Here is an 11591-nt window from a genome sequence, read left to right on the forward strand (position 1 = left end):
GGGGGTTCCGGAAATGACGGAGGGGGAATAGGGATGGGTGTATCGATGGATCCGGTCATGCTGGGGCCGGAGCTTCTGGCGGAGGCCGAAGCGAGGGCGGAGGACCTGATCGCCTGGCGACGGGAGTTCCACCAGTTTCCGGAGCTGGCCTTTGAGGAGAACATCACCGCTTCCCGGGTCTCCCAGACCCTGGCCTCCTTCCCGGGGGTGGAGGTGGTGACGGGCTTCGGGGTCCCCACGGCGGTCCTGGGGGTGCTCCGGGGCGACCTCCCCGGTCCCGCCGTCGCCCTTCGGGCGGAAATGGACGCCCTGGCCCTGGAGGAGGAGACGGGGCTTTCCTTCGCCTCCTGCATCCCCGGGGTCATGCACGCCTGTGGCCACGACGCCCACATGGCGGCCCTACTGGGGTGCGCCGCCCTCCTTTCCCAGCGGGCGGAATCTCTGACCCGACCGGTGGTCTTCGTCTTCCAGCCTGCGGAAGAGGGCAAGGGGGGTGCCAAAGCGCTGGTGGAGGCGGGGCTTCTGGACCGTTTCCGCATCGAGCACGTCCTGGGAGTCCTTCTCTGGCCGCAGCTGCCCTACGGACACCTGCGGACCCGCAAAGGCGTCCTCACGGCCCTTTCCGACCGAATGCACATCGAAATCCAGGGGGTGGGCGGACACGCCGCCTCGCCCCACGCCACCGTGGACCCCGTGGTGGTGGCGGCCCACGTCATCCTGGGGATGCAGTCCCTCATCTCCCGGGAGATCGACCCGCTGGAGAGTGCTGTGATCTCCTTCGGGCAGGTCGAGGCGGGGTACGCCTACAACATCATCCCCGAACAGGCCCACCTGTGGGGAACCCTCCGAGCCTTCGAGACCCCCGTCCGAGACTACCTGCAAGAACGCATCGAGACCCTGGTGCCCGCCCTGGCCAAGGCCTACCGTGCCCGGGCTTCCATGGAGTACGTGCGCAACTACCCCCAGGTGTTCAACGACGGGGAGTTCACCGACCGAGTTCTGGAGGCGGCGTTTCCCTTCTTCGGGGAGGATGCGGTGGGGTCTTTGGATCGTCCCCTCCTCTCGGGGGAGGACTTCTCCTTCTACTCCAAGGAGGTTCCCTCCTGTCTCATGCTCCTGGGTACGGGGCTGGAGTACGGACTGCACCATCCCCGGTACGACGTCCCGGAAGAGCTGCTGCCCTTCCTGGTGGCCTGGGAGGCCTTCCTGGCACTGACCCTGTGAGCGTTCCCTCAGTCGGTCCATCGCTTCGACACGACCCTTCAACTTTTCCTCTTTTTCCGCAGGAGGCGACGCTGTGAGTCTGCGACTGGAAACGATCATCCGGAAGAATTTCCACGAAGAACCCGGAGAGCCTTGCCTCTGGTGGCACGGGACCTGGTGGTCCAGAGGGGCTCTGGAGGAACTGGTGGAGGACTGCGAGAACAACCTGAGGGCCGGGGGCTTCCGGGAGGGAGACCGCCTGGCCCTGGCCCTTCCCAACAGCCCCCTGTTTCTGGCGGCCACTCTGGCGGTGTGGCGTCTCGGGGGAGGGGTGGTGCCCCTGAACCCCCAGGCGGGAGCGGAAGGCCTTGGGCGGGCGCTGGAGTTTGCGGACGCCTTCGGCGTCCTCATCCCCAAGGACGCGGGGGCCCTGGGTTCCGCCCTGGCGGCGACGGGCGTCCCTGTGGCGGAGGCGCCCCTTTCCGGGGCGGTGCCGGAGTTCCCGGGACGGCGCGGCCAGCCCGACAGCGCGGACACGGGGGTGGTCTTCTTCACCTCCGGCACCACGGGACACCCCAAGGCGGTGCCCCTCACCCACGGGAACCTGTACAGCGACGTGGCGGCCTGTCTGGAGCGGGTGGACGAGATCGGTCAGGAGGAGGTCTTCCTCAACGCCTTGCCCAACTTCCACGCCCTGGGCTTTACGGTCTGCGCCCTCATGCCCCTGCTGAGCAACTTCTCCCAGGTCCTGCTTCCCTCCTTCATGCCCCCCGAGGCCACCCTGGACGCCATGCGTCAGGGGAAGGTGACGGTGGCGGCGGCGGTGCCCACCATGATCGCCCTCCTCATGGGGGTGGCAGCGCGGGGGCAGCTGGTCCCCTCGTCCCTGAAACTGCTCATCTCCGGGGGTGATCGTCTCCCCCCTCGGCTGGACGAACGGGCCCGGCGGATCCTGGGACTGAACGTCCTGGAGGGGTACGGTCTCACGGAGACTTCCCCCGTCCTGGCGGTGAACCCAAACTACCGGACCCGCAAGCCCGGCACGGTGGGTCCCCTGCTGCCGGGGGTGGAGGCTCAGATCCGGGACCCGGAGGGGAACCTGGTCCTTCCCGGACAGGAGGGCAAGCTCTGGGTTCGAGGCCCCAACGTGGCCACCTCCTACTTCCGGGACCCGGAGCTTACGTCGAGGCGCTTCGCCGACGGGTGGTTCGACACCCAGGACATGGTGCGGCAGGACGAGGACGGCTACCTCACGGTCATCTCCCGGGTGAGCGACATCATCATCGTGGGGGGGTTCAACGTCTACCCCCAGGAGGTGGAGGCGGTGCTGGCGGAGCACCCGGCGGTGCGGGAGGTGGCGGTGGTGGGGGTGCCCCGTTCCCTGAGCGGGGAGATCGTCAAGGCCTTCGTGGTTCCCAAGAACGGGGCGACCCCCACCTCCCGGGAGCTGGTGGCGTTCTGCCGGGAGCGGTTGCCCCACTACAAGGTCCCCCGCTCCGTGGCCTTCCTGGAGGCCTTGCCTCGGTCCAGCATCGGCGAGGTGCTGAAGAGGGAGCTGAAGGCGCGGTGATGTACGGTTTCGAGACGCACATCCTGGAAAAGCCCGGGGAGAAGGACCGGGGGCGCATCGCCGCCTTCCTGGCCGCCCGGGGCCTTCGGTTCGAGGGCTCCCCGGAGGTTTCGGTGGTGCTGGAGGACCCGCAGGGAGCGGTGGCGGCCACCGCCAGCCTGGAGGGTCCGGTGATCCGCATGGTGGCCACGGACCCGGAGTGGCAGGAGGCGGGACTGGCCGCCGTGGCGGTCTCCCGGCTTCTGGAGTGGGCCCGGGGGGCGGGGCGGCACCACCTCTTCGTCTACACCAAGCCCGAGGCGGCCCTTCGCTTCGCGGACCTGGGCTTTCGGGAACTGGCCCGGGTGGACCCGGAGGTGGTGCTCCTGGAGATGGGGGAGCCCGGGGCGGAGGCGTTCCGGCGGGAGCTGGAGGCCCACCGTGCCCAGGACGAACCTGACCCCGAAGGGGGCGTGGGGGCGGCGGTGGTGAACGCCAATCCCTTCACCCGGGGGCATCGGTACCTGGTGGAGGAAGCCCGAAAACGCTGCGGCCTGCTCTACCTGGTGGTGGTGGAGACGGACCGGTCCCTCTTCCCCTTTGCGGACCGCATCGAGCTGGTCCGGGCGAACACCCGGGACCTCCCAGGGGTTCGGGTGGTGCGCAGCGGCGACTACGCCGTCTCCGCCGCCACCTTCCCCACCTATTTCCTCCGGGATCCCGCGGAGGCGGCGGTGGCCCGCCTGCAGACCCGTCTGGACGTGACCCTCTTCGCGGGGCTTTTCGTCCCCGCCCTGGGGCTGACCCGGCGCTTCGTGGGCACCGAGCCCTACTGTCCCACCACGGCGCTGTACAACCAGGCCATGGAGGAGATCCTCCCTCCGCGGGGGGTGGAGGTGACGGTGATCCCCCGCCTCGCCCGGGAGGGGGACCCCGTTTCCGCCTCCTCCGTCCGGGAGGCCATCCGGCGGGACGATTGGGACCGGGTCCGTCGTCTGGTGCCGGACCCCACCTGGACGTACCTCACCGACCCGGCTCGGGCGGACCTGATCCGCCGCATCCGGGAGAGCCGTTCCGCCCACTGACCTGCCCCCATGCTTGAAGTCCCCCTGGACCGTCGGGACCGGGCTCCCCTCTACCGACAGATCGCCCAACACCTTTCCCGCATGATCGAACGGGGGGCCCTGGCTCCCGGTCAGAAGCTTCCCTCTGCCCGGGAGCTGGCCTCTTCCCTGGGGGTGAGCCGCACCACCGCCAACCTGGCCTACGATGCCCTGGAGGGGGAGGGGCGGATCCGGGTGCGCGGGCGAAGCGGCACCTTCGTGGTGTCCCGCCCCGACGGGGAGCTCCTGGTCTCGGGGGGAGTACCCTTGCCCCAGCCCCTGGACCTGGCTTCGGGAGAGCCCTCCCCGGACCTCCTTCCCGACCCCTCCCACCTGCGGTTTCTGCGGGAAGGCCTGGGGGAGGGGGATCTTTCCCTCTTCGCCCCCTCCCCCGTCCCGGGGCGGGAGGCCCTGCGCCGGGCCCTGGTGCGCCACGCCGCCACCCGGGGCATCCCCGCCCGTTGGGAGGACCTGGTGGTCACCTCCGGGGGGCAGGAGGGACTATGCCTGGCCTTCGAGGCCCTGAAGTCCCTGGGGGTCCGTCGGGTCTTCTTCGAGGAACTCACCTACCCCGACGCCCCCCGGATCGCCCGAGGGGTGGGGCTTTCCGCGTGTCCCCTTCCCTTCGAGGAGGCCCCCCTCGTGGAGGCCCTGGGGGAGGCGGGGCCGGGGGACGGGGTCTATCTGGTCCCCAGCTTCCACAACCCCACGGGGCGCACCCTCTCCATGGAGGCCCGCAAGGCCCTGCTGGAGAGAAGCGCCGCCCGGGGGTTCTGGATCCTGGAGGACGACACCTACGGGGAACTGCGCTACGGGGAGACCAGCGTGCCCGCCCTCAAGGCCCTGGAGGGAAGCGACCGGGTGGTGTACGTGGGGTCCTTCAGCCAGGTGCTCCTCCCGGGGTGGCGCACGGGGTACGTCCTCGCCCCCGAGGCTGTGCTGGGGCCTCTGTGCGCCCTCAAGGCCCTTCGCGTGGGGGCTCTCTCCTCCCTGGTGCAGGGGCTGGTGCTCCGCTTTCTGGAAGGAGGAGGGCTGGAGGATGCCCTTTCCCGCAATCGGGGGGTCCTCTCCCACCGAATGCGCCGCTTCCGGGAAGCCCTCCGGAACGTCCTGGGGGAACGGGCCCCCCTGCTGCCCGAGGGCGGAGTTTTCCTCTGGCTGGACACGGCGCCCTTCTCCGGGGACAAGGCGCGGAGCCTCCTTGCCGCCCGAGGAGTCCTGGTGGTTTCGGGACAGGAGTTCTGCCTGCGGCGTCGCACCGAGCGGGCCGTGCGGCTCTGCGTGGCCCGCCTGGGCCTGCGGGAGCTGGACGAGGCGGCGGGGATCCTGGGGACCCTGGTGGGCCGATGAAGGGGCGAAGGACCCGGGGGTTTCGGGAACTCCTGGAGGCGAGGGAGGCCCGGGTGGCCCTGCGGGAGGAGCTGTTTCGGGAGGGGAGGCTGGTGCTCCAGGAGGGGATCAACCTACCCGGACTGCCCAAACGGCTGCCCGGGGACGAGGCCCGGCTGGAGACGGTGGGGGCGCTGCTTGTGGCGGAACTGGGCTGGACCCCCCGGAGGACGGTGGCGGGGGTGGACGGAGGAGGGGCCTATCGGATGCTCCTGTTTCCCCGGGAGGAGGACGGACGGCTTCTGAAGGAGGCGGCGGTGCGTCTGGAGGGGGAGCTGCCCTACGGGAGGCTCCTGGACCTGGACGTCCTCACCCCCCGGGGCTCCGTGAGCCGGTCCGCCCTGGGACTGCCTCCCCGGCGATGCCTGATTTGCCTGCGGGAGGCGAAGGTCTGCGCCCGTCTGGGGGGGCACCGCCCCGAGACCCTGAGGCGGCGGGCCCTAGACCTCTGGCGGGTCCTCCCGGTCTGAGATCTCCTCTGCCAGCTCCGCCAGGTAGTCCTTCCAAAGCCGAAGGGCCCCCAGGGCCGCGGCGAAACCCCCTGTCAGCCCTCCCGCCACGTATCGCATGTCCCCTTTTCCCAGCAGGTAGCCCCCCAGCCCTCCCAGGGCGTAGCCGAACCCCACCACGCTGCCGATGGAGAGGATCAGGACCGCCAGACGCCGGTTCATCGTGGCCGCCCCTCCAGGGCCCGGGCGATGCGCTCCGCCGCCTCCGCCAGCTCTTCCGGGGTGCACCAGGAGAAGGAAAGGCGCAGGAACCGGTCCGGCGCGGGGGTCTGGGAGGGGGGCCAGAAGGCCGCCTCGGGCACCGTGGCCACCCCGTGGCGTTCCGCCAGCTCCCGGGCCAGGGGGGTGGCGGGGAGGTCCGGAAGCTCCAGACGCAGGAAGCACCCCCCCGAGGGGACGCGGAGCGTGCATCCCAGGGGGAGGCATCGGGCCCGAAGCCCCTCTGCCAGGACGTCCCGGCGTTCCTTGAGGAACCGGACCATCCGGGACAGCTGTCCCGTCATGCCCTCGGAGAGGAGGTACTCCAGCACGATCAGCCCGTCCAGGGCGGGGAGGGAGATGAGGCTCATTTCCTGGAGCTTGGCCAGCCCCGCCACCAGCTCCCGGTGGCCCGCAAGCCACCCCAGACGCACCCCCGGGGCGAGGACCTTGGAGAGGGAGCCCAGATAGAGCAGGCGCCCCGTGTCCCATCCCAGGCGAGGGAACCGGTCCGAACCGCAGGGGGGCGGGCCGTCCAGGGCCAGCATCCGATACGGGTCGTCCAGGACCACCAGGAAGTCGTAGGTCTCCGCCAGCTCCAGAAGGCGTCGTTGCCGGGAGGGGCTCAGGGAACAGCCGCAGGGGTTCTGGTAGTGCAGCACCGTGTAGACCAGGACCGGGCGGTGCCCCCCCGCCAGCAGGGCCTCCAGGTGGTCCGGGTCCAGCCCCTCCTCGTCCACAGGAAGGGGCAGCACCGAGGCTCCCCGCCTCAGGGCGGTGCACCAGGTGTCGGGGTAGCAGGGGGCGTCGCAGGCCACCTCGTCCCCCCGTCGGATCAGTCCCTGGCAGATCAGGTCGAAGGCGTACTGGGACCCCAGGGTCAGCATGACCTCCTCGTCCCCCAGGCCCTCCGGGAGGACCCCGGAGCGGACCTGCCACTCCGTCAGGGCCCGGCGCAGTTCTCCCAGGCCCCGGTTGCTCCCGTAGAGCAGGGCCTTCCTTCCCCGGCTCCTCAGGGCCTCCGGGGCCAGGCGGGCCAGGTCCTCCAGGGGCAGGGCCTCCGGGGCGGGCTGCCCCGAGGTGAGGGGCAGGGCCCGGTGCTGGAGCCCCAACCGGATGAAGTCCACCAGGGGAGAGGCGTAGATGGGGAGTTCCTCGAGCTTGCGAACCAGGATCGCCGGCTTCATGGGGCACCTCCGAAAATCAGCGGAATCTTCAGAACTTGGAAAAAGATCGCGGGGAATTGGGTTGTGTGCATCGCTGGTCAGTGCTACAATGTGCACCGCTCAAGGGTAAGATTGTTCGACAAACCGAGGCCCCGTTGCGGAGCCGATGGGAGGACTGGCCATGCTGCAGGATCCAAGACTCCACGAGCCCAGAATGTACACCACTTCCGCCGACTACGTCTACACGGAGCTTCGGCACGAGATCATCACCAAGCAGAAGAAGCCGGGGCAGCGCCTTCCGGAGGTGAACATCGCCGTCCAGATGGGGGTGAGCCGCACCCCCGTGCGGGAGGCCCTGCGGCGTCTGGCCAGCGAGGGGCTGGTGCTCATCATCCCCAACAGCGGAGCCCGGGTGGCCTCCCCCTCCCGCAGGGAGATGGAGGACGCCTACGTGGTCCGGGAGGACCTGGAGGTCCTGGCAGTGCGCCTCGCCGCGGGTCGGGTGAGCGATCGACACCTTCGCCGCCTGGAGGAAACCCTCCTGGAGGAGGAGCGGGCCTTCTCGGAGAGGAACCTGGAACTCTACCTGGAGGTCAACGAGGGCTTCCACAAGATCATCGCCGAGGCCAGCGGCAACCGGGTCCTGAAGGAGTACGTGGAGAACATCCTCGCTCGGACCAACGTCTACATCGTGTTCTACGACCCCTTCTACGACATCGAGTCCAACTCCAGCACCACGGAGCACCGAGCCATCATCGACGCCCTCCGGGCCCAGGACGCGGACGCGGCGGCCAACCTCATGCGCCAGCACATCCGGGTCTCCCAGAACAGCCTGGACAAGCCCGAGGACTTCGAGCCCCGAAACTGAGGGCCCTCCCCGAGAGGGGACGAAGAGGAACCCCTTCCGTGGCCCTTCGGGGCCACTTTTTCATGCCCTCCGGGGACACTGTTGTGGGACTCCGCAGGAGCCCCACAACCTCTTCAAGACCCACAAGAAAGGCAGGCGTCGCCCATGACCCAGAACCTTCCCTCCTTCGACCTGAAGCGCAACTACCAGCGGGTGCGGGAGGAAATCCTGGAGGCAGTCCACCGGGTGCTGGACAGCCAGCACTTCATCCTGGGGCCGGAGGTGGCGGCCTTCGAGGAGGAGGCGGCCCGTTACCTGGAGGTTCCCCATGCCCTGGGGTGCGCCTCCGGCACCGACGCCCTGCTCCTGTCCCTCCTGGCCCTCCGGGTGGGACCGGGAGACGAGGTCATCACCACCCCCTACACCTTTTTCGCCAGCACCAGCTGCATCACCCGCCTGGGGGCCACGCCGGTGTTCGTGGACGTGGAGCCGGACAGCTACAACCTGAGGATGGACCGGGTTCTGGAGGCTCTGACCCCCCGGACGAAGGCGGTGATCCCCGTGCACCTCTTCGGCCAGATGTGTCGGCTGGAGGAGATCGCCCCCACCCTGAAGGAGCGGGGCGTGGCGCTGGTGGAGGACTGCGCCCAGGCCTTCGGCACCCTGCGGCACCTGGACGGGGGGATCCTCCGGGCCGGGGCGGTGGGGGACCTCTCGTGCTTCTCCTTCTTCCCCACCAAGAACCTGGGGGCCTACGGCGATGCGGGCATGGTGGCGTCCCGGCGGGACGACCTGGCGGACCGGGTGCGGAACCTCCGGGTGCACGGGGCGGCCACCACGTACCTGCACGACGAGGTGGGGCTGAACAGCCGCCTGGACGCGCTGCAGGCGGCGATCCTCCGGGTGCGGCTGCGCCACGTGGAGACCTGGAACGAGGAGCGTCGGGCCGTGGCGGACCGCTACCGCCTCCTCTTCGGACAGAAGGGGCTTCTGGACGTGGTGACCCCTCCGGCGGAACAGGCGGGGACGCGGCACATCTTCCACCAGTACGTGGTGCGGGCCCGGCGTCGGGACGAACTCCAGGCCTTCCTGGGGGAGCGGGGGATCACCACCCGGGTCTATTACCCCCTGTCCCTGCACCTCCAGCCCTGTTTCCGCTTCCTGGGTTACCAGGAGGGGGCGTTCCCCGTCTCCGAGACTCTCTCTCAGGAGACCCTGGCCCTCCCCATGTTCCCGGAGCTGGAGGTGGCGGAACAGGAGCGGGTGGTGGAGGAGATCGGACGGTTCTACGGCCGGGGCTGATGTCCTGACCAATCTTGCTCTTTTCCTCGGGATCCGCTAGACTACTCATGGCGAGGGCCCCCGAGAAGCGCCACAATGGGCCCATACCCTGAAGGAGGAGTGGGAAGGATGTTCCCGTTTTTCGACCCGTCCATGATCGTGCTGATCCCGGCGCTGCTGTTCGCCTTCTGGGCGCAGACCCGGATCCAGTCCACCTATTCCCGTTATGCGGAGGTGTGGGCCCGCAAGGGCGTGCGGGCGGAGCAGGTTTCCCGCCTGCTCCTGGACCGTTTCAACCTGGGCTCCATCCCCGTGGAGCGCATCGCCGGGAACCTGACGGACCACTACGATCCCCGAGGCAAGGTGCTGCGCCTTTCCGACAGCGTCTACGGCAACCCCAGCATCGCCGCCATCGGGGTGGCGGCCCACGAGGTGGGGCATGCGGTCCAGGACCTGGAGAACTACGCCCCCCTGCGGATCCGCAATGCCATCGTTCCGGCGGTGAACCTGGGTTCCATGGCGGCGATCCCCCTGTTCTTCATCGGGCTGATCTTCCGGTCCCCCACCATGATGGACCTGGGGATCCTGTTCTTCCTGGGGGTCATCGTCTTCCACCTGGTGACCCTGCCTGTGGAGTTCGACGCCAGCGCCCGGGCCCTGCGGCTCCTTTCGGACACGGGGGTCCTGGCCACCGACGAGATCGGGGGCGCCCGGGCGGTGCTCAACGCCGCCGCCCTGACCTACGTGGCCGCCACGGTGATGGCGGTGGCGCAGCTTCTGCGGCTGCTTCTGCTCCGGGGGGCCTTCGGGGGGCGGGACGAATAGCCCCCTTTGTGGAACGGCGGTGATTCGATACACTCGTGGGGTGGCCATGCCGCCCCGCGGGTGTTTTTTGCGTTTCCTCCCCCGAGGTTCTCGGGCGGTGGAGCGGCTCCACTTCGGTCTTCCGATCCGGAGGGCCGCCCCCCGAGAGGGGGGGAGGCGGAACATGAGCGGGAAGATTCGGGGGATGGATGGATGAGAGGTGTGGAGGCGGCCTTTGCCGCCTGGTACGAGGTCGAGAAGGGGAGGTTCGCCTCCGAGGCGTTGCGCCAGATCCTGACGGAGGTGGCCCCGGCGGAGCGTCGCCTCGCCGCGTCCCTGCTCTACGGCGCCTTGAGACGCCAGAGCCTGTGGAAGGACCTGATCCGAAACCGCTGCCGCAGGCCCTTCCATCAGCTGGCCCCGGTGACCCGGGCGGCCCTGATCCTGGGGACCGCGGGGCTGGTGGAGCTGAGGCATTTCGTCCCGGCGGTGCTGATGAACGCCCTGGCCATGCGCCTCCGGGCGGAGAAGGCCCAGGGGGACGAACCGCTCCTCCACGCGGTGCTCCACCGGGTGACCGAAGATGCCCCCCGGAAGATGGAACAGCTGCGGAACAGCGCGGAGCTGCGGGACCAGGCCCTTCTCTTCGGCATCCCCGGGTGGGCGGCGGCCCACTGGAGCCGGGAGTGGGGCACCTCGGAGACTCGCCGTCTCCTTCGGCTTTCCGCCATGAAGGCCTACCTCTCCCTTCGGGTGGACCCGACAAGGCGGGACGAGCTGGTGGAAGCCCTTCAGGCCGCGGGAACCCGGGCCTGGGCCTCTCCGGACCTGGCCTCCGCGGTGCGCACCGCCTCCTTCGGTTTCCCCCCGGGATTGCCGGGGTATGAGGAAGGAGCCGTCACCCCCATGAGCGAGTCCTCCCTCTGGGTGGGGGAGGCGGCGGTTTCTTCCTGGAGCGGGGGCGCGGTGCTGGACCTCTGTGCCGGCCGGGGCGTGAAGACGGGGCACCTGGCGACCCGTCTGCCCGAGGCGACCCTGGAGGCCTGGGACCTTTCCGCCGGCCGGGTCCACGCGGGGGCCCGGGAGATGGCCCGCCTGGGGGTGGCCGACCGGGTGACCTTCCGGGAAGGGGATGCCCTGGAGCTGGAGCCCCGGACACCCCCCTCCCTGATCCTGGCGGACGTCCCCTGCAGCGGCAGCGGTACCTGGAGCCGCCATCCCGAGGCCAAGTGGCGTCTGGCCGCGGAAAAGCTGGAGGACTACGCGGTCCTCCAGGTCCGCCTGCTGGAACGGGCGGCGGATCTGGTCCTCCCGGGGGGACGGGTGGTCTATTCCACCTGCAGCCTCTTCCGGGAGGAAAACGAGAAGGTGGTGGCGGAACTGCTGGGCCGGAGGAAGGACCTGGTGGAGGTCCCCTTCCCCTTCAAGAACTCCCTGTTCCGCAAGGGCAGGCCCTACGGCACGGTGATCTGGCCCGGGCTTCCCTGGGTGGACGGGTTCTACGCCGCGGTACTGATGAAGCGTCGGTAGGAGGGAATCTAA

At 69.5% G+C, this 11591-nt stretch carries 11 protein-coding genes; 9 read left to right on the forward strand and 2 right to left on the reverse strand.

What is annotated here, in order from left to right; all coding sequences use genetic code 11:
- Positions 1 to 33: 33 nt before the first annotated feature.
- The 5 genes from APAU_RS02910 (at position 34) to APAU_RS12455 (ending at position 5714) form a co-directional block, all read left to right on the forward strand.
- The gene (locus APAU_RS02910) at positions 34 to 1224 is read left to right on the forward strand and encodes a M20 metallopeptidase family protein (RefSeq protein WP_006300182.1); all 1191 of its coding nucleotides are present in this window, start codon (positions 34 to 36) and stop codon (positions 1222 to 1224) included.
- Between the two features lie 73 nt (positions 1225 to 1297).
- Positions 1298 to 2773, forward strand: a complete 1476-nt coding sequence (locus tag APAU_RS02915) for a long-chain-fatty-acid--CoA ligase (protein ID WP_006300183.1) — start codon at positions 1298 to 1300, stop codon at positions 2771 to 2773.
- Positions 2773 to 3837, forward strand: coding sequence for a [citrate (pro-3S)-lyase] ligase (gene citC, locus APAU_RS02920; RefSeq protein ID WP_006300184.1), 1065 nt, complete (start codon positions 2773 to 2775; stop codon positions 3835 to 3837). The genes APAU_RS02915 and citC overlap by 1 nt, the downstream gene beginning before the upstream one ends.
- Before the next feature lie 9 nt (positions 3838 to 3846).
- Positions 3847 to 5205: an aminotransferase-like domain-containing protein gene (locus tag APAU_RS02925; protein ID WP_006300185.1), complete on the forward strand. Its 1359-nt coding sequence runs from the start codon at positions 3847 to 3849 to the stop codon at positions 5203 to 5205.
- Positions 5202 to 5714, forward strand: a complete 513-nt coding sequence (locus APAU_RS12455) for a citrate lyase holo-[acyl-carrier protein] synthase (protein ID WP_006300186.1) — start codon at positions 5202 to 5204, stop codon at positions 5712 to 5714. Before APAU_RS02925 ends, APAU_RS12455 begins: the two co-directional genes overlap by 4 nt.
- Here APAU_RS12455 and APAU_RS02935 read toward each other — a convergent pair.
- Entirely contained in the window at positions 5685 to 5915 is a 231-nt protein-coding gene (locus APAU_RS02935) for a hypothetical protein (RefSeq protein WP_006300187.1), read from the reverse strand. The two genes, APAU_RS12455 and APAU_RS02935, sit on opposite strands and share 30 nt — an antisense overlap.
- Positions 5912 to 7138, reverse strand: a complete 1227-nt coding sequence (locus tag APAU_RS02940; RefSeq protein ID WP_006300188.1) for an aminotransferase-like domain-containing protein — start codon at positions 7136 to 7138, stop codon at positions 5912 to 5914. Before APAU_RS02940 ends, APAU_RS02935 begins: the two co-directional genes overlap by 4 nt.
- Positions 7139 to 7298: 160 nt before the next feature.
- Between APAU_RS02940 and APAU_RS02945 the strand changes: the two genes are divergently transcribed.
- The 4 genes from APAU_RS02945 to APAU_RS14555 all read left to right on the forward strand — a co-directional run bounded on the left by APAU_RS02945 (position 7299) and on the right by APAU_RS14555 (position 11579).
- Entirely contained in the window at positions 7299 to 7985 is a 687-nt protein-coding gene (locus tag APAU_RS02945) for a GntR family transcriptional regulator (RefSeq protein ID WP_006300189.1), read from the forward strand.
- Positions 7986 to 8129: 144 nt separating this feature from the next.
- A complete protein-coding gene (locus APAU_RS02950; RefSeq protein WP_006300190.1) occupies positions 8130 to 9266 on the forward strand; it encodes a DegT/DnrJ/EryC1/StrS family aminotransferase in 1137 nt (378 codons plus the stop codon).
- Between the two features lie 108 nt (positions 9267 to 9374).
- Positions 9375 to 10070 (forward strand): zinc metallopeptidase, encoded by a 696-nt coding sequence (locus tag APAU_RS02955; protein WP_006300191.1) that lies wholly within the window; start codon positions 9375 to 9377, stop codon positions 10068 to 10070.
- A gap of 192 nt (positions 10071 to 10262) precedes the next feature.
- Positions 10263 to 11579, forward strand: a complete 1317-nt coding sequence (locus tag APAU_RS14555; protein ID WP_006300192.1) for an RsmB/NOP family class I SAM-dependent RNA methyltransferase — start codon at positions 10263 to 10265, stop codon at positions 11577 to 11579.
- Positions 11580 to 11591: the final 12 nt, after the last annotated feature.

The organism is Aminomonas paucivorans DSM 12260, from assembly GCF_000165795.1.
GTDB classification, from domain to species: domain Bacteria; phylum Synergistota; class Synergistia; order Synergistales; family Synergistaceae; genus Aminomonas; species Aminomonas paucivorans.